At 36.6% G+C, this 19,726-nt stretch carries 16 protein-coding genes, 1 pseudogene and 1 other annotated feature; of the genes and pseudogenes, 2 read left to right on the top strand and 15 right to left on the bottom strand.

Translation table 11 applies throughout. From position 1 onward, the window contains the following. Positions 1–24 precede the first annotated feature (24 nt). The 6 genes from MHI10_RS09185 to MHI10_RS09160 form a co-directional block, all read right to left on the bottom strand. Positions 25–687, bottom strand: a complete 663-nt coding sequence (locus MHI10_RS09185) for an ABC transporter ATP-binding protein (RefSeq protein ID WP_340789194.1) — start codon at positions 685–687, stop codon at positions 25–27. 1 nt (position 688) lies between these two features. Beyond that, on the bottom strand, positions 689–1,813 hold the full coding sequence (locus tag MHI10_RS09180) for an ABC transporter permease (protein ID WP_340784835.1): 1,125 nt from the start codon (positions 1,811–1,813) through the stop codon (positions 689–691). Next, entirely contained in the window at positions 1,810–3,024 is a 1,215-nt protein-coding gene (locus tag MHI10_RS09175; RefSeq protein ID WP_340784833.1) for an ABC transporter permease, read from the bottom strand. Before MHI10_RS09175 ends, MHI10_RS09180 begins: the two co-directional genes overlap by 4 nt. 269 nt (positions 3,025–3,293) lie before the next feature. Next, positions 3,294–4,796 carry a DUF6583 family protein gene (locus MHI10_RS09170; protein ID WP_340784831.1) on the bottom strand — a complete coding sequence of 501 codons (1,503 nt, stop codon included), beginning with the start codon at positions 4,794–4,796 and terminating at the stop codon, positions 3,294–3,296. Between the two features lie 181 nt (positions 4,797–4,977). Continuing rightward, complete coding sequence (locus MHI10_RS09165; protein ID WP_340784829.1) at positions 4,978–5,724, bottom strand: SDR family NAD(P)-dependent oxidoreductase; 747 nt, start codon at positions 5,722–5,724, stop codon at positions 4,978–4,980. A 214-nt stretch (positions 5,725–5,938) separates the two neighbouring features. Continuing rightward, positions 5,939–6,382 carry an RrF2 family transcriptional regulator gene (locus MHI10_RS09160; protein WP_340784825.1) on the bottom strand — a complete coding sequence of 148 codons (444 nt, stop codon included), beginning with the start codon at positions 6,380–6,382 and terminating at the stop codon, positions 5,939–5,941. Between the two features lie 220 nt (positions 6,383–6,602). On the opposite strand from MHI10_RS09160, the gene hmpA reads away from it, so the two are divergent. Then, positions 6,603–7,763: an NO-inducible flavohemoprotein gene (gene hmpA / locus MHI10_RS09155; RefSeq protein ID WP_340784822.1), complete on the top strand. Its 1,161-nt coding sequence runs from the start codon at positions 6,603–6,605 to the stop codon at positions 7,761–7,763. 63 nt (positions 7,764–7,826) lie between these two features. Here the strand turns inward: hmpA and MHI10_RS09150 are convergent, their stop codons facing one another. Together MHI10_RS09150 and MHI10_RS09145 are read right to left on the bottom strand one after the other, a co-directional pair. Next, a complete protein-coding gene (locus MHI10_RS09150; protein WP_340784820.1) occupies positions 7,827–8,375 on the bottom strand; it encodes a GNAT family N-acetyltransferase in 549 nt (182 codons plus the stop codon). A gap of 432 nt (positions 8,376–8,807) precedes the next feature. Next, positions 8,808–9,128, bottom strand: a complete 321-nt coding sequence (locus MHI10_RS09145; protein ID WP_340784819.1) for a winged helix-turn-helix transcriptional regulator — start codon at positions 9,126–9,128, stop codon at positions 8,808–8,810. A gap of 462 nt (positions 9,129–9,590) precedes the next feature. Here MHI10_RS09145 and MHI10_RS09140 point away from each other — a divergent pair, with 462 nt between their 5' ends. Then, entirely contained in the window at positions 9,591–10,856 is a 1,266-nt protein-coding gene (locus MHI10_RS09140) for an MFS transporter (RefSeq protein ID WP_340784817.1), read from the top strand. Between the two features lie 335 nt (positions 10,857–11,191). On the opposite strand, the gene MHI10_RS09135 is transcribed toward MHI10_RS09140, so the two are convergent. The 7 genes and pseudogenes from MHI10_RS09135 to MHI10_RS09105 form a co-directional block, all read right to left on the bottom strand. Further along, complete coding sequence (locus tag MHI10_RS09135) at positions 11,192–13,258, bottom strand: catalase (RefSeq protein ID WP_340784815.1); 2,067 nt, start codon at positions 13,256–13,258, stop codon at positions 11,192–11,194. A 631-nt stretch (positions 13,259–13,889) separates the two neighbouring features. Continuing rightward, positions 13,890–15,098, bottom strand: coding sequence for an MFS transporter (locus MHI10_RS09130; protein WP_340784814.1), 1,209 nt, complete (start codon positions 15,096–15,098; stop codon positions 13,890–13,892). Between the two features lie 231 nt (positions 15,099–15,329). Next, positions 15,330–15,764, bottom strand: a complete 435-nt coding sequence (locus MHI10_RS09125) for a hypothetical protein (protein ID WP_340784811.1) — start codon at positions 15,762–15,764, stop codon at positions 15,330–15,332. A gap of 1 nt (position 15,765) precedes the next feature. Further along, entirely contained in the window at positions 15,766–17,400 is a 1,635-nt protein-coding gene (metG, locus tag MHI10_RS09120; protein ID WP_340784809.1) for a methionine--tRNA ligase, read from the bottom strand. Positions 17,401–17,495: 95 nt separating this feature from the next. After that, positions 17,496–17,760: a binding site (T-box leader), on the bottom strand. A gap of 213 nt (positions 17,761–17,973) precedes the next feature. Then, positions 17,974–18,453: a hypothetical protein gene (locus MHI10_RS09115; protein WP_340784807.1), complete on the bottom strand. Its 480-nt coding sequence runs from the start codon at positions 18,451–18,453 to the stop codon at positions 17,974–17,976. A 148-nt stretch (positions 18,454–18,601) separates the two neighbouring features. Continuing rightward, positions 18,602–18,883 carry a hypothetical protein gene (locus MHI10_RS09110; protein WP_340784805.1) on the bottom strand — a complete coding sequence of 94 codons (282 nt, stop codon included), beginning with the start codon at positions 18,881–18,883 and terminating at the stop codon, positions 18,602–18,604. A gap of 301 nt (positions 18,884–19,184) precedes the next feature. Beyond that, a pseudogene (locus MHI10_RS09105) lies at positions 19,185–19,637 on the bottom strand (DNA/RNA non-specific endonuclease); the annotation flags it as partial. Between the last annotated feature and the right edge of the window lie 89 nt (positions 19,638–19,726).

The following is a 19,726-nucleotide window of genomic DNA, read 5'->3' as shown; positions in this document are numbered from 1 at the left end:
TTTGTCACAGAGGATGAAGATATTTCACATTTTTTCGATAGCAATTCCTTTTCCCTGTAAATAGTCATAATAAAATGGGTCCTCTCCTATTATATAAACGCGGTCACAGTATGTCGTAATTTCTTCCATATCATGAGACGTGTAAAGAATCATTTTTTGCTGTTCTTTTGCTTGCTGCGTGAGGAAGCGAGCAATTTCTGTTTTTGATTTTAAATCAATGCCAACTGTCGGCTCATCTAATAATAGAAGCTGCGGATCATCAATAAGGCTTAATGCGATATTAAGCTTGCGTTTCATGCCGCCTGATAGCTTACTAACTTGCTTATCCCATTCATGTAATTGCATATTTACACAAATTGCGCGACATTGTTCTTCAGATAATTTCCTCCAACTTAACTTTGAAAAGAACAGCATATTTTCTCGAACGGTTAATTGATCCCACAATGCAACCTCTTGAGGAACATAGCCAATTTGGCGGCGTATCGCTTTTAAATTGCCATTATAAGAAAGGCCGTCTAGCAGCAAATCACCTGAATTGGCACTCATCGCCGTTGCAACAATTTGCAAAAAGGTCGATTTCCCTACGCCATTTTGTCCAACAAGCCCGACCACTTCACCACGGGTAATATTCATCGAAACATTTTGCAAAATTTCATGATTGCGGTATTTTTTTGATATGTTTTTCACTTCAAGCAAATCGGCTCGACTCCTTTCGATACACATACATGCATATTAATACGATAAAAACAGTCCAAACAAGAGATATATCCCATTGTAATAATGCATAAATGGGACTCAGTTCACTCATTAAAGGCCATTTCGCAAAAAGTCTTTCCATTGGGATAAATGAGCCTCCAATTAGTGCGAGCAATAATGAAAAGATTAGTGTAATAAAGTAATAGCTCGTCGTTATTTTCATATGAACAGCAACGAATAGAGCGAGTGCAGCACAACACAATCGAAAAACGCCAATAGCTAAAACTTGCGACCATAAAAATTGCGTTTCAATTATTCGATACGTCAAAAAATCAACAAGGAGCATAACGAATAAATAAATCCCTAATGTACTGAAAAAATAGGCGGTGTACGAAACTTTACATTGCAACCAGCGCACAACAACTGGGTGATTCGATTCTTTAATAACCCAATCGAATAAATAAAAGGTTGAAATGAGCGTAAAAAATGCCCAAATGCCCCACGAAGCCAGTAAATTGGTTTTTTCGGTAGGGGTAGAAGATTCATTTTCATTAAAATAGGAAAATTCCACTGTCAATAATTCATAGCGTTCCTCGCGTTTTTGTCCTTGTGCCACGATTTCATCGAATGACCAGTGAATAGCACTGTCATATTTTTTTAATAAGCTCTTCACTTCATGTGCCGCTTTTGCTTGTATCGCCTTGCGCTGTGCAAGAGAACTAATATTTTCTTTGACCGCAAAATAAAAATACGAACGATTCGTCGAATATGCCTCAATCAACTGATCTCGTTTATTATTGCGCAATTGTTTTTCAAAATTGCGCTTTATAATAAATACGCTATCTAGCTGATTTTTCTCTAATGCATAGAGCGCTTTTTGCTTGCTCATCAACTGAATTGTTAAAAGATCGATTTGCTGTAATTCCTGAATGAATGCTTGGGATAGCTCACTATTATCTTCATCCACAATAGCGATTGGTATTTGTGCATCCTGGGCAGCGGCATTCCCCCAGTGTACAATCACAACCGTTAAAATGAGTGGCATGAATAGCCATAGTAAAATAGAAAGCGAATGCCTTTTCAACAGGAGCATTCTTGTAAAAAGGAATGTTTTCAACGTGCCAACCTCCCTTTTATATAAATAATGCTACTATACAAAGCGAATGCTAACAGGAGCAGCAATCCACTTTTTGTATAAGATGCATAATTACGCTCTTCAAAAATAAGATCCGTCAACCATTTCCAAATATCAAATGGATAAAAATACGGGAACAGTTGCTGCATACTATAAGGGAAATAGATTGTCGGGAAAATTGCCCCACTGACAGCTATAAGAAACACGCATAAAAGTAACGAAATGAGTAGTTTTATTTTACCCGAATGGAAAATAACATCGAAAATGGCACATAAAACGATTGTTAGCAGGATAAGCAAGCTGACAAATAGGAAAATCCTCATATAATCTAGCGCAAAATAATGGGCCTCCAATTGCGCAAGTCCGATAACGAAAAAGACATTCGAAAGGAGAAACACAGTCATAAACGTCGTGAAAATCCGCGCAACATGCTCCTGCCAAAATGCAACACCGGCCAATTTTAAGCGTACTTGTAAGCTTTTCGATGTTTGCTTCGATAGAAATACAAACAGTAAAATCGACCAAATGATTGTTAAACAAAATAAAATAGCAAAAGAGAAGTAATGCATTGGATTTTCAAATGGCTGCAAAACCCATTCATATTCACGTAAAATCTTGCTTTTCCCCATTGTATAAAATGTAAAATCCATTAAGAGCTCAAGCTTCAAATTTTCTAGCTCTTCGGGTGAAATCGATGTATCTTTCGCATAATGATACACCGTCAAAATATTTGCCTGTGCAGATGCAATATAGCGAGCAATCGTTTCTACAAGTTCATTGACGACCATACTTTGCGTTTTTTCTTCGGGGTTGCCGAGCACGTAAAGTTTTACGGAAGTGCCTTCATATAAATCCGTAGCAAAATTACTTGGAAAAATAATCGCAGCCGTACTGTCATTTTGTTTTATCCGCATTTCGGCTTCTTCCATTGAGAGAAGCTCTGCCTGTACATATGTATTTTCTTTCAAAATTGTCACAATCAATTGTGTTAAAAGCTGACTTTCACTCGCAGAATCTTCATTGACAATGGCAATCGATATTTTCTGCTGTTCATTTTGCAATAAGAACGGTGTTATTGCTAGGATGGAAAGTGCAATTATCATCAATGGAAACACGAAAAGAAGAAGCAGTTTCCACCACTTCTTCTTCATTTGTTTCAAGTATTGATGTGTGAAAAATACAAAGTTTTTCATCTTCATCACCTGATTTCTTTAACTTAATTCAGCGGACGTCCACTACTTCAATAAGTGGAGGATGAATGCCGAATATGCAAATTTATTAAGTGGGGTACAACCCCAGCTGAATAAAGGAACTTAGGCTAAGAACGCCACATCGTGTGGCAACGCCTAAGTGACCAACATCGTGTTGGCCCAAGCCCCAGCGGATGTCACAGATTTTTTAAGAGAAGTTTTTCGAGCAAGCTCGAAAAAATCTGGACGCAATTACGCCGAGGCGTAATTGATTAGAACAGATTTTCAAATTCAAGGAACTTAATCGCCATCCAATTTTCTGCCTGTTCGTATAAAGTTTCATTAAAATACTTATCGAATGCTTCTTGGTCCATTTCACCAATGTTGATTACGTTTTCGCCCGCATCAAATTTCACTTCTTTAATGACTTTTGCCGTTTGGTTTACATTGAGATCAAGTAAATCGCTGTCATCCATTGCAATGACAAACTGATGATCCACCTTCATTTGATCCTTTTCATGCTTTGCTTCTCCTGACCAATCCATCGCGAAGTTTGAATAGTCATCATCAAATGTAATCGTTCTTGTAAAAGTACGCGTATCCCCTTTTAATGATTCATCCCCGTCGTATTGTAGGACTCCAGCTTCTCCGTCCACTTTCACAGTAACGGTATCTAATGCTTTTTGGTCTTTCCAAGTTAAATCACCTGTAACAGTCACTTTATCCGTTCCATCACCAAGTGCATATTCAAAAATTTGTTGTGCATCTTCTATTGACTGTTTGCCATCAATGACAACTTTATCTTCTCCAAATGACATTTCAAAATGACGTTGAACAATTAAATCTTTTTGATGCCATATTTCTGAAGTTAAACCATTTGGCATGCTTGCATCTTTAATTCCTTGAATCATATCTTCAAACATTGTATCCATCTCTTTTGAGAAATCGATATCAAGTGTCGATACAGCCATACCAGAACTTTGCTCATACATTGTTTTTATTAAATCATCTAACTTATCATCTTTTTTCGCTTTTTCTAACACTTTCACAAATAGATCTTTCACTTGTTGCTCTGTTAATTTCATTGTAACCTTTTCACCCGTTAGCTTTTTATCGCCAACTGTTACTTCTTCGTTACTCCCAATTGTGAAGGCATCTTCAGGAAGTTCATTATAGAAATACATCAAATATTCCTTTTTCAAATGCTCTGACACTTCGTCTGAATATACAGGGTTTTGCCCCACCATTTGATCCAGCCCTATTGTTTCTTGACCCTCATAGCTTGGATCGATCATACGCATTACATTTCCAAAATCTTTGTCATTCAATTGAATTGTATCTTTTAAAAATGGAACTGAAACGAGTAATTTTTCAGTAGTAAAATACATAATAAAATCGTTAAATTCAATATCCATCACATTCGCATCGAGCTTTGCCAGGATTTCACCTTTTTTCATATCCGATTGCGTCGTCATTTTTATTGAAGAGTTTTCAATAATATCAACCATTTGTGGATCTAAAATACCGAATATATCTTCACCTGGATTTGCCGATAATTCCATCACATATTCCGTCATATCATTTTTCGATTTATCATACCATGCAAATTCATTGGCATACTTCTGTTGGAAAAGCTCAATTGATTTTTCCATCGTTTTTGTTTCTGCAAGGAAATATTGCTGCTTTGCCGATTTGTTAAACATGAAAAAGGCTGTTGCCCCTCCACCAAGTGCAAGCACTGCCACAATAATTCCAATCATAACGCTTTTTTTCATTTCTTCATTTACCTTCTCTCATTCAATTTATACGTTCTATACGTTTTCCTTATTCCCTAAATTCCAACATTCGTAAACTTGTAATAGTTGATTACAAGGGTCGTTACAAATAACTGATTTACTGCATTATGTATACTATGCATCTTTTAATGATTTGATTTTAAAAATAATGTACTTGTTATTATTTTTTATTAAAAAAACCACTACCTAAAAACTCCACCACTTTTGGGGCTACTGCATACATTTTACTCGTGACTCCGAGGATGCGCGGTAAATTTACTTCTCGCGGCCTCGTTTCGATTGCTTTGACAACTTCATTTGCTACTTTACTTGGCTGGATCAAAAATTTACTAATAGCATCGCGATAAGCATTGGTCGCATCCGCTTTTTGTAAAAATGGGGTATCAATTGGTCCAGGGTAGATACCAGTAACTACAATCTTGTATTCAGCAAGCTCCAAGCGTAACCCATTGACGAACCCCGTAATTGCATGCTTACTCGCTGCATAAACACTCGCTTTTTTTGTTGCCACTTTTCCCGCCTGTGAACCGACGAAAATAAAATGACCACTTTTTCGCTCTATCATTCGAGGTGCTAAACGCTTCGCTAAATAAATCGGCGCCTTTACGTTGAGTTCCAGCATTTGATCAACTTCTTCATCTCGCAAATCAAAAGCGTTCGCAAAATAGCCTAAACCGGCATTTAAAATGGCCACGTCAATCGCAGGTAGTAAGTTAACGATACGGTCAATATCAACCGAATTGCGTAGGTCTGCCTGAATAGCGACCGCACCTAAATGCTCCAATGAGTTTAATGCACTCTGATTTCGACCTGTTGCATAAACCGTATGCCCTTGTGCAATCAATTGCTTTGTCATTTCTAACCCAATTCCACTCGTCGCCCCTGTAATAAAGATTGCTTTCTTCATGTTTTCACCACCTTTTTCCATTACTTCTATTTTATCGAACTTCACTTTATGTTAACAGAGTAAATTTCTATTTAAATATAGAAATCCTTCATTTTTTTAGCAAATAGTCATGATTTAACAATAACATTTCCAGTCGATGTACCTACACACTATTTTAATAAGAAGTATCTCATTTCTTTTTCAATAAAAAAACTAGTAAACTATTATTCGTTTACTAGTTTCTCGTTATGCCAAATAATTCGGCTAACGCATCTTTTGTTGTGATGACATCCGCAAGTGTGTAAGAATCTAACACCGCAATATAAGCCTGTAATGCTTTATATAAAGCACCTTTTAGCTGACATTCTGCAGAAATTTTACATAAGTTACTTTCTGGATTAAAACATTCCACGATATGGAAGTCTTCTTCTGTTTTCCTTACGACCCCGCCAATATTTATTTCTTCAGGAGCCATTGCTAATCGAATTCCGCCACCGCGACCGCGAATCGTTTCAATATAACCATGCTGCCCTAAATCATACGTAACTTTCATTAAATGATTTTTTGAAATTTGATAGGCGTCTGCAATTTCTTGTATTGTTGCTAAATGCTCTTGGCCTCGAACACCTAAATACATGAGCGTACGTAAAGAATAATCCGTGTATACTGTTAAACGCACGTCTACCACCATCTTTCTATTTATTAGTATAACATTTTCTTTAAAAAGTTCGACTACAAGGGCTCATTTTCAAAGAAGTATTTTAAATACATCTATGTGTCGATTTTGTTAAAGATGTATTTTATATACCGGTTTGTGTCAAATTTGTTAAAGATACATTTTATATATTGCTTTAAAGATTCATCCGTCGTATATTGGTTTCGAAGGGACGTGTTCAAACATGTTAACAAAACAAACAATTGAAACGATTAAAGCTACTGTACCGGTATTGGAAGTACATGGAGTAGCCATTACTAAAACTTTTTACTCGAACTTATTTAATGATAATCCTCAATTATTAAACATTTTTAATCACACGAACCAAAAGAAAGATCGTCAACAAACTGCATTAGCAAATACTGTTTATGCAGCAGCTGTACACATTGAAAACTTAGAAGCAATCGTACCTGCTGTTGTGCAAATCGCGCATAAGCATGTTAGTTTAGGTATTTTACCGGAGCATTATCCGATTGTTGGAAAATATTTATTAGAAGCAATTAAAGAAGTTTTAGGCGACGCTGCGACAGATGAAATTATTGATGCATGGGGTCAAGCTTACGGCGTGATTGCGGATGTATTCATTTCTGTCGAAGAAGATTTATACAAAGCAACTGAAAATGTAGGCGGCTGGCGTTTATTTAAAGGATTTACAATCGCTAAAAAAGAAGTAGAAAGCGATGCGGTTACATCATTCTATTTACAGCCTGCAGATGGTGAGAAACTTCCTGCGTTCACAGCTGGTCAATACATTAGTATTCGCGTACAAGTACCAGGCGAAGAATATTTAATGAATCGCCAATACACAATTACAGAAGGTACAGATGAATATTTCCGTATTTCTGTAAAACGTGAAGATGATAATGATCCAAACGGTGTTGTTTCAAACTTCTTGCATGCATCTGAAGTTGGTACAGCGCTTGAAGTAAGTGCTCCAGCTGGTGTATTCACATTAGTAGATAATGACAATCCTGTATTATTCATTAGTGGTGGTGTAGGTGTTACACCATTACAAAGTATGTTAAAAACAATGGAAGGTCGCAAAGCTTCGTTCATTCAATGTGCACGTAACGAAAAAGTAGCGGCATTTAAAGAAACAATCGAAGAAAAAATCACACAATTAGATGGTACGTATAAAGCGCTTTATAGCGATACAGAAGGCTTTGTTACAAAAGCAATGATTGAACCACTTCTGACAACAGATTCAGAAGTATATGTGTGTGGTCCTGCGCCATTCATGGAAGCTGTTATCGAGCAATTAGTAGAGCTGGGTGTTGCTTCTGAAAAAATCCATTACGAATTTTTCGGACCAGCAATGGCATTACAAATTCCGACAAAAGCTTAATTTAAAATCTTTAAATAAAAAACGTATTCGACAAATTGCGAATACGTTTTTTTCATTTTGCGTTTATATTACTTCATTATAATTGTTTTTGAGAATTTTTGAGAACATCGTGACATCATGCGCCTTATTATTTTGATACATATAGTTTTTCAGTTGGCCTTCTTTTTCAAACCCTTGTTTCAACAATAACTGATTGGAAGCTTCATTTTCTAGAAAAACAACCGCGCCTATACGTGTCAACTTCATTTCCTGAAAGCCGTATTCAACGATTTTCGTTAACGCTTCTGATGTATAGCCGAATCTCCAAAAATCAGGATGAACTTCATAACCAACTTCTGCCCTTCTATGCGCGGGTGACCATAAATTAAAGCCAATTGTTCCGATTAAACCTGCTTTTCCTTTTAGTTCAATCCCCCAGCGAATCCCCCTTTTTTCTTGAAAGCTTGTTGCAAACGCCTCAATTACCTTTTCAGCTTGCTCCAACTTATTAAATGTCTTCAAACCGTAGTATTTTGTCACTTCATCATTTGAAAAAACTTGATAAATCTGTGTTGCATCTTGAAGTTTGATTTCCCTTAAAACTAACCGTTCTGTTTGTAATTTAGGAAACATGATCTGACCTCCCCCTTTGATTATCCTTTTTACCATTTTACACCATTCAATCTCATTTAAGTAATTTGTGTTTTCTTATTGCGATACTTGCAGTGGGATGCGGCTCATTCTTCAATAGATTTTCCCATTTCCGTGTAGTAAATAGCTAATTTTTTCCATAAACTAGCCAATTTTGAAGTGCTACTCGCCAAAATACATCGAAAACTAGCCGTAATAGTGCCGTAACTAGCCAATTTCTTTGACCATAAAAAAGGCGAAAACCTTATCAATTACAGGTTCTCGCCTTTTCTTCTTTATTAAAAAGACCGTTAACACAATTGTAAATATTGCTGCTGCGAGTTCAATTAAGCCCAACTTTTTCTCATACTAATCACCATTACTACCATTATGTATAAATCTACTCAGTTGCATATTTTCATAAAAACGATTCATTTACAACCATTTCTCCGCCCAGTTCTCCACCGTTCGAAGGGATAGACCTAAATCATGCCCCTTTCTCGTTAAGGAATACTCTGTACGTATAGGCCGCTCTGTTATGACGTTTCGCAGAACAACGCCAAATTCCTCCAACTCTTTCATTCTCTCTGTTAGCATACGTTTACTTAATTCTGGAATAATGGCGTTAATTTCACTAAATCTTTTCGGTTCTTCCATTAGTGAATGGATGATCAAACACATCCACTTCTTACCAATTAATTGATAGGCTGTTTCCACTTTGTCACAAACTTTAGATTCATTATATTGAGTAATCAATACTAACCTCTCCTTTTTAAGTACACTTATAGTAACCTAGGATTTATTTATCTCCCTATATATTATCATAAAATTCTTTAAATACGAATCTGCAATTAATTGATTAATCAATTAAAATACATATTATTGACACATTTAATTATTCGGGCTATTATAGTTACATAAAGTAACTCAAACTTTTATAGTTTAACGTTAAACAATTTAACAGGCTACAATATCTCGTATAGTAGTATTGCACTTCATTAACTTATAGCGTGATAGATGACAAAATTATAAAATGCATTGAGTTTACAAGAAATAACTCTAAAATTTATAACAATTTTAGATGTCAATATTTATATGCATACTAAGGAGGAATATAGGAATCATAACAACAAATAAGTGGTATTGATTAATAACTTAAATACCATTTAGCACTAACAAACGGAATTATATATTAATTAGGGAAAAGAGGATTTTATTATGAGTAAACAAAATAAAAAATTCCATTACGCTTGGTTACTATTAATCGCAGTATCGATTATTGTTGCAGTCGGTAAAAATGGTATTTCAACTGCAGGTGGACAATACTTAGCTCCTGTTACTCAAGACTTAGGTATTGGTATGGGTAGCTTAACACTTTACTTTAGTATCGCTTCAATCGTTACAATGATTTTCTTACCGATTGCAGGTAAATTAATGGCGAAATATGATATTCGATTAATTTTAATCGTTTCTGTTGCTTTAATGGCAGGTTCATTCGCAATGTTCGGATTCATGAACTCTGTATGGGGCTGGTACTTATTCAGTATTCCAATGGCAGTTGGTTCAATTTTCATTACACAAATGGCTGGTCCTGTTTTAATTAACAACTGGTTCAAAAAACATAATGGTTTAGCAATCGGTCTTATGGTTGCAATCGGTGGTGTATTTGGTGCAATTATTCAACCAGTCGTTGGTACTTTAATTGCCGATCAAGGATGGAGATTCTCTTATATCGTTTCAGGTATTGCCGTAGCAGCGATTATTATTCCACTGACACTATTATTTATTCGTATGTCACCAAAACAAAAAGGTTTACAACCACTTGGTATGGATGAAGTAGCAACAACGGATAAAACTGCTGCTCCTGAAGATGTAGCAAAAGGTGTAACAGCTGCAGTAGCTAAAAAATCAAGCGCATTCTTTGCTTTATTCGGATTCTTCTTCTTCATTACGTCGATTGCAAGTTTCAGTCAGCATTTAGCGCCATTCGCAATTGGTGCTGGTTACGATATTAAATTTGCTGGTACTGCTCTTGGTGTAATGCAAATCGGTATTTTAGTTGGTGCTTTATCATTTGGTGTATTAAGTGATAAAATTGGTGCAAAAAACACAGCAGTTTTCGCGATGTTAATCGGTTTAATTCCAGTAGGTATTTTCCTAACTGTTCCTGATAACAAAACACTATTTATGGTAGCGATCGTTATTTTTGGTTTCATCATTTCTTCACTAGGAACAATGGGACCTCTATTAACAACAGCGTTATTCGGAAACAAAGAATATAGTCAAATTTATTCTACAGCTGCAATCGGTTTAGCAGTTGCAGGTATCGTAGCATTACCAGGATACGGTTATGTTTTCGAATTCACTGGTAGCTATACATTTGTACTGTACGCAATTGGCTTTATGTTAATTTTAAATGCACTATTAGTATTTGTTGCATTCAATGGTAAAAAGAAATTAGAAAAAGCTGGTTTATGGAAATAATCCACTTCCTATAGTAGTACGCATATAAATGACAAAAATGTCCGCCTCTCCATTCATTGTGAGGGCGGGCATTTTTTTGCGTTGTGATTTATCAATTACGCCTTGGCGTAATTGCGTCCAGATTTTTTCGAGCTTGCTCGAAAAACTTCCTTTAAAAATCTGTGACATCCGCCAGGGCTTGGGCCAACACGATGTTGGTCACTCAGGCGTTGCCACACGATGTGGCGTTCTTAGCCTGGGTTCATCTCCTTCAGCCAGGGTTTGAATCCCACTGAATAAAATTGCATTTTTTGGCATTCATCCCTCACCTATAGAAGTGGAGGAATACGGCTGAATCAAGATGAATAAATATCTCGATCCCAAAAACGTTGCACCGCAATCGCATCAACAAATTGTTCGCCAAAATTAGCATTACCAGTAGCTACTACAATGCCTGGTCCAACTTTGGCATTCGATGCTTGTAAAAATGGTATTCCTGTTTGCGCAACGCCAATTGGTTTATAATGGCGAAATGCTTGGTTAATATTAATTAATAAATCTTGATTAAATTTCGCTTGATTGTCTGCCCTTACACCGACAATATATAAAGCATCAAACAAAACAGAGTCCGTTGTTAAATAAGTTTCAGTTGCCGTTAATTGGACGCCTTGGCTACTTTCAACTGCCCCTATCCGTTCCGCAATAATACTATATCTTACCCCATATTTTGTGAGCGTTTTTAACGTATTATGCACTTCTGCCGCATCGAACCCATTGCCAATAAGCACACCGACTTTAAGTGTTTGTGGTAGTTTTATCGTATTCGCTTGACTGAGTGCAGGCGAAGATGCTGTCACTTTTGATTGTTCACCAGTTGGTTTGTTCACGCCTACATTTTTCGCAAGTATCGTCGCCATTTCTTTATCTACATGGACAAACATATCCACGACTTGTTGCCGAACAGATTTACTAGCCACCTTCCCTACTTCGAAACTAAAGGCATTAATAATATGTTGCTTTTCAGGTGGGGACATACTATTCCAAAATAGCCTTGCTTGTGAGAAATGATCATCAAAGGATTTACTTCGTGCCCGTGTAATACGCCCTTCCACTTTTTCCTCATAATGCACAAACCCACCATCAGCTGCAGTTGATGTCGAAGGAGTATTATCCGCAAGTGAATTTTTATGATAACTTACGCGCCCTTTATTAATCGTTTGGCGACTAAAGCCATTGCGCTGATTATTGTGAATCGGACAAACAGGTCGGTTAATCGGAATTTCAGCAAAATTGGGACCACCTAAACGAATAAGCTGTGTATCGATATAAGAAAATAGACGGCCTTGTAATAGCGGATCATTCGTAAAGTCAATGCCTGGTACAACATTACCTGGATGGAAGGCCACTTGTTCAGTTTCCGCAAAAACATTGTCCACATTCCGATTCAATGTCATTTTTCCAATAATTTTTATTGGTACGATTTCCTCAGGCCAAAGTTTTGTAGGATCTAAAACATCAAAATCAAATTTAAATTCTTCTTCCTGGTCAATCATTTGTACACCAAACTCGTACTCTGGGAAATAACCGTTTTCAATCGATTCCCATAAATCGCGACGTTGAAAATCGATATCTTTTCCGCCAATAATTTGCGCTTCATCCCACACGAGTGAATGCACACCTAGTACTGGTTTCCAATGGAACTTTACAAATCTGGACTTCCCTTTATCATTGATAAAACGGAAAGTATGGACACCAAAACCTTCCATCATTCGATAATTTTTAGGAATCGCTCGATCCGACATTAACCACATAACCATTGCAGCACTTTCCTGATTGTTCGCAACAAAATCCCAAAAAGTATCATGTGCAGTAGCTGCTTGTGGCATTTCATTATTCGGCTCTGGCTTCGCGGCATGTATTAAATCTGGAAACTTCATCGCATCTTGTATAAAGAATATCGGGATATTGTTGCCAACTAAATCATAATTGCCCTCTTCTGTATAAAACTTGACAGCAAAACCACGGACATCTCGTGCAGTATCCATCGAACCAGAACTCCCAACAACATTTGAAAATCGTAAAAAGACAGGCGTTTTCGATCCTTTTTTTTGCAAAAAACCAGCTCTGGTATATTCTTTCATCGACTCATACAATTCAAATACCCCGTGTGCTGCGTAACCTCTTGCATGAACGACACGCTCTGGAATTCGCTCATGGTCAAAATGTGTCATCTTCTCCCGGAAATGAAAATCCTCCATTAATGTTGGACCCCGAACTCCTGCTTTTAACGAATCCTCATCATTTGAAACTTTTACACCTTGATTGGTCGTCATCTTTTTCCCGTCATTATTTACGATAAACTGTTCGAGCTGTTGTTCCTTCGCATCCTCATCTTTTCCCTTATTAAGCCAAGATTTGTCCACTAAATCCCCTTTCCTTACATAACGATTTTTACATCACATATGTTCCATATACACTATATGTTTTGCGGATGGAAACATACTTAGGAAATTTATCGGGGTCTTGTAAAATGGTGTGCGTATTCTAATAAAGTGTTAGCTAGTTTAGACTGGCTAAGCACATGAGGCGCACAGCTTTGTTCCACAAATCTGTACGACTCATCTTTGTGCTTTGTGCAAGGCCAGCCTATATAAAATCTTTGCCTTCTAAAAATTTCTGCATTTATTGCGCCGCTTGCCGTGGGAGGCGGCGTCATTCTTAATATGTTTTGTCCCATTGGGTAAGGACTATTAATGATCGACTCTTTAATTAATTGTATATAGTTACTGAAGCCCTTTGCAAAATTTTCCCCACCAAACCTTTCCTCGCTTCTAAATACACTTTATGATCTCAATCGTCACAAGCAAACTTTCCATTCCTGTTCTTTATCAATTACGCCTCGGTGTAATTGTGTCCAGATTTTTTTTCGAGCTCGCTCGAAAAACACCCCTTAAAAATCTGTGACATCCGCCAGGGCTATAACTTGATATTTTTGACTGCCTTCCTCGACAAAGAATGGACTTTTACAGCAAAAACATATGATTTCATACGTAATCATACAATATCCTCCTTCTGTATTTGTTCCATATTACGAATGACATGTTGATATAAATAAAGCGCCAATAGTAGTGCTACAAGCGCAAAGCCAACCGTCACAATTTGCAAAGAATACCACTCTGCAAACATGCCTAATAACAATGTGAAAAGTATTTGTGCAACACTTTGCAGTAAATTTAACGAACTACCAAAGCGTCCCATTAATGTTGGTGGAATTGTTTTTTGATAAATGGTCGCATAGCCTGAGTTGCTAAATGCCATGAAAAAGCCAAGCGCAATAAAGCTAATTATTGCGAAAGTCAATGTAAGTGAAGCATAGAAGAGCGCATAACTTAAAATTGTTAATAGAAAACCTAAACCGGTATATGCTTTAAGAGATAACTTATTTACGAGCATCGTTGCAGCGATCCCTCCTACTATGGCTCCCACACCCGCAACACTTACAACAATGCCGTACATTGTATCAGATGTGGCTAGTACATCTTTTAAAAAGGTCATTTCCTGTGAATCGAGCGCAAAGGCAATCATCAATGCGATTGTGTAGACAGCTATAAATTTAAATAGTGCCGGTCGCTTTTGAATAAATACCCAAACTTGTTGGAAATCGGCGCGTATCATCTGCAATGTAATCATTTGCCGCATCATTGCATCATCTTCCGCAATTGTAGGCAGAAAAGAAATAGCCCATGCACATGCGAAAAATGTAAAGCCGTTCACCCACATCGCAACGTTCGTATTACTTACCGCAATAATCGCCCCGGCAAGTGCAGGACCAATCATAAACGAGCCAGAACTAAGCGTACTATTTAGCGCATTAAATCGTTGCTTATCGTCATCTTTCACAAGCTTTGTAATGACATACGTACTACTTGGTCCAAAAAAGCTACCTGCGATATTCGCTAGAAATATGAGGACATATATAAGCCAAATGGATGTCATAAATGGCATCATACAAACGATGAGCCCTCGCACAATATCACTTATAATCATCAAGTTCTTTTTATTTTGCCGATCAATAATAGAACCTGCAAAAAAACTGCTTATAATGCGGGCAACAGGACCAACGATATAAATGCCCGCAACTGCTGCTGGAGAATGTGTTAAATGCCATACGGATAAATTTAACGCGATTAAGTAAATCCAATTTCCTAAAGTAGAAAATCCAAGTGCCCCTAGCAACACACCGTATTTTTTGAAAAAAGCCATACGTCCCCTCCTTAACATTTGCTACGATAATTCTTTCTTTATTTTACCAAAATGCAAAGGGTAGATATTGTGTATTTTTTTCTGAAAACTATAATGTTACTTCATTTATTCGCATGAAAAATACTAATCACTAGGGTGAACTTGATTTGAAGTGCAAAAAATAGAACTTCCATAAAAGCGAAAGTTCTATTTTTTATTATTTGCTAATCAAAATCTACGTTAATATCCGAACTAAAGATCTCCTCGCAGATTTATTTGTACTATCATTTCAATAATTGGTGGTGTAAAAGTTTTGGGAATCATTGGTGAGGGGAGTTCCCCTGTTCGATTTGCTAAACCAAAGGATGCTCCGTCAACTTTAATCCAGTCTAATTCATCTACATCCTGAATTTCTCCAATGAAATGATAATCTGCTACATAATAATACGTTCCATCGCCATTTTCACAAGCTTGCCAAACTTCTGCTTCTTTCCTTGGATCGATGCCAAACTTTTGGAAAAACTGCTGAATTTCAGGAGATGTGTGAGTGATTGCTTTTGTATAATAAACACATTCCGGACACCCACAATGTCCCTTATCAGAGATTAGTGGGAGTTCCTTATACAAGGCTTCTGTTTTCTGAACATCTACATTAATAATTTGTCCACTTATAATGAATTGTTCCATCTTACTTCTCATTTTCCTGCATTCTCAATAGTTCTTCATCAATTCGCTTCACATCAATGCGCTCATAAAGTGGCTGAATGTTGCTGATTGCTTGTGGTAATGTCGTTTTTATAGACCATGAATTCAGTGAAATACCCAACATCTTTTGAATTTCCTCGCAGGCAAATGGTAAAAATGGTTGCAATAATTGTGCTAAATTTTGAATGACAAAAACACATGTTGCAAGCGTTTCTGCACATTGAACAGGCTTTTCATTGACTGTTAGCCATGGCTTTTCCTCATCAAAATAACGATTAGAAGCGCGGATCAATTCAAAAATCGATTCTAACGCTGGCTTACTATTCCCTTGTTCAATGTATTCACCTACAAGCTCATATTGTTGCCTGACAAGCTTTTCCATTGTGGCATTTATCGTAACTTGAGGAACTTGACTTGCAAATGATTTTTCAATAAATTTCAAATTACGATTCACAAAATTCGCAAATGCCCCTAAAAGTTCGCCATTATGACTATAAATAAATTCTCTCCATGAAAAATCGGCATCTCGACTTTCTGGCGCATTTACTGTTAAAAAGTAGCGCAATGAATCCGGATGGTAATTTTCTAACATATACGGTGCCCAAACTGCCCAATTTAAACTAGTTGAAATTTTTCGCTTCTCAAGCGTTAAATATTCATTCGATACAATATTTGTCGGCAAGCCTTTGCTTTCGATGCCCATTAAAATAGCTGGCCAAATAACACTATGGAACGGGATATTATCTTTGCCATGTACATAATAGGCCTTCGTTTGCTCGTTCCACCATTTCGTAATGTCTTGTTGATGCAGCTTCCCCCACTCGATGCTCGCCGTATAATACCCAGCAACCGCTTCAATCCACACATAAATCTTCTTCCCTTCAAATCCAGGAACGGGTACATCAATGCCATTCGGTAAATCTCTCGTAACAGCGCGGTCAGGCAACCCTTCTTGTAAATAGCGTTGCGTTAAATGAATTGCATTTTCACGCCATCTTTTTCCTTGCACCGCTTGCTCAACGTATACTTCTAATTGTTTTTGAAATTGACTAAATGCAAAATAAAAATGTTCTGTTTCTTTTATTTCTGGTTCATTTCCACATATTTTGCAACGTTTATCTAGCAAGTCTAATGGATCTAAAATTTTCGAACATTGATCACATTGATCCCCGCGCGCTTTTGCCCCACAATTTGGACAAATTCCTTCAACAAAACGATCCGGTAAAAACTGCTGATCAATCGCACAATATGCTTGTTCGAGTTTCTTTTTATATAAGTGCCCGTTGTTTAATAGTTGTAGGAAAATACTTTTTACGGATCTATGGTGATGTTCTTCATCTGTCCGCGTATAAAAATCATATGTAAAACCAAGTCGGTGGAATGTTTCAACAAACTCTTTGTGGTAACGATTAGCAATCGCTGTTACCGTTGTATTTTCTTGATTTGCTCGAATGGAAATCGGCGTTCCATTACAATCACTACCGGAAACATATAACACCTCTTCCCCTTTCAAACGATAATATCTTGCTAAAATATCCCCTGGTAATAACGATGAAATATGCCCTAAATGTAACGAGCCATTTGCGTAAGGCCACGCGCCTCCGATTAATACTGCCATGATGCAATTCCTCCTGTGCGACTTGAACGTATCCATCCAATGTCGATTCATTTCTCTGTTTTTTTCCACAAAAAAAGCCCTAATCGCATTAATACGATTAGGACGAATTTACTCGTGGTACCACCTAAGTTTTTGCCAATAGTTCACACTATTAGCCTCCATCAGTACGTGTTCATACTGCTGCTGTTGTAACGAGTGCCATTCTCGTCGTAGCCTACATCAAATATACACCTCGGCGTAATTGCGATTTCGGTACGAAGCTCAAAGGTCATATTCTGTAAGTTTTGTTTGCTTCATTTCCACCATCAGAAGCTCTCTACATAACGCGGCTTACATACTCTTCCTTCTCAACGCTAACTATTTTCTTACTGCCCACAAACGCAGGTTAAAATACATTTTACCATTATTTATTAATTTTTCAATACTTCATTAAAGTAATTTTTTTATTCTAGTAACCGTTGGATGTTTCTTTTAAATTTCGTGTAATGACACAAAAATAAAAAAGTTTATCGGTGGATAATACAATATGCGCCAGATTATAACCATTCCCCCGAATAATTCCGACTTTTCACCTTAGTTTTTAATTGCACCTTCTACATAGGTTAAATAACTATTATAGTTAGATTTTCCATTAAAATATTGTTTAACTTCATAGATTGGGCAGATCACTTTGTCTAATTTTCGTGAGTAAAGAACAGCCTCGTCTTCTACACTCATTATGTAGTCATTTAAATGAACCGTATTTACTTTGATAGATGTAAAATCAAACCAACGATATTGTCCCGATGCATGATTTTTTATCACTTCTCCTAAATAGGCTCCGATCCGCATAGTAAAATTATCGGGATGTTCCTTTAAAAGTTGCTGGCCTAAGTCAGTCTTCATTAACCGATCAGCATATTCATTCACTAAACGGACACTATCAATTGAAAAATCTAAATGCTCTTTCGTCAAATTATCTTGATCCCATTTTTCGGGTGATACATCTTTAAACAACAATTTTGCACTAAACTTTTTATCATTTTTGATTAATTTACATCTTCTAAAAAACATTTGTTCACCTCCCTACTATTATTACAGAAATAATTACAATTCCCCTTAAAAACTTCAAAAATAATCCATTTTTCTAATAGGCACCGACTTTAATTGGGTTATTATGGAAGGAGGTGTTCTTTAACAATAAATTCATTGTGTCAATTTTTCACTTGAAATATGCTCTATAAGCTGTAATAAAAGCTTTTGGTGAAGATTGCACGATATACGGATATACACCTTGTAGCGTATGTAAATAGAGTATACCACCTTGATTTGCAATTTCTCGATAAGAAAAATCCATCACAATCTTAATCGGAAACTCTCTATACTGTGTAACGACCTTATTATTGTATAAGTAAATAATTCGGTCATGCTTAATTTCAAACTGTTCTAAACCTGTCACTATTCTTTCTATTTTTATATAAGGATGTTGCGCGATCAAGCTCATATAATCCTCCTAAAACAAAGACTTTTTATTATATTATCACAAACAGATTATATATTTGCCGAATCTCCGTTCATTAAGTGGATCTACTTCTTTTAATGAAAAATAATTATATTTTCACAGTACATATTTTATAGATAATAGTACCATTTACTTCAGTTGTTCCTTTACAGACACCCATTTGAAAATTGTAATAATTCATCCAACGAGGTAAACTTTCTTTCTTTCTTTCTTTCTTTCTTTCTTTCTTTCTTTCTTTCTTTCTTTCTTTCTTTCATTTATTTTGCCTCAAAGTTCTAGGAGCTTATTCACCTACCAAACCGTCGTTATCACGATCATCCATGAATTTATACAACCAGTGCTCACGCGTTATTGGCATGCTATAACCTGCTGCTTTTGCTTCTGCGATCGTCACTTGCCCATTTCCGTTTGTATCAACACTAGCAAGGTCACCTTCATTTGATGAAATAATTGTTGATTTGGACTCAGACTTATTATTTCCAGTTAGTCCAAGAGATTTGTTTACTTCATCAGGGTTCACATTTTCAAATGAATCCGTAATGACATTTCCTTTTATTGTATAGGTATACTGATAACTTGAAGGAATCTGGGTTTCCGTATTCGGATATTTGATAATTGCTTCAAAATTAGTAGCTCCACGTGCTTTACGGATCGCGTCTTCCATGTAGGCTTGATCACCATGTCGGTTAAGCCTACTATTTTGCGGGGTAATATTATAAGCATTCGATACCCCTCCAGTATAGGATATTCTTTTCAGGGATAAAACCATTTAGCTGTTGATACATCTCCATTTGAGCAATGAACAAAACTTAAAATTCCTACACT

Origin of the sequence: Solibacillus sp. FSL K6-1523, assembly GCF_038005225.1 — a bacterium.
Taxonomy (GTDB): Bacteria; Bacillota; Bacilli; order Bacillales_A; family Planococcaceae; genus Solibacillus.
This window is presented reverse-complemented; position numbering and strand designations above follow the sequence as displayed.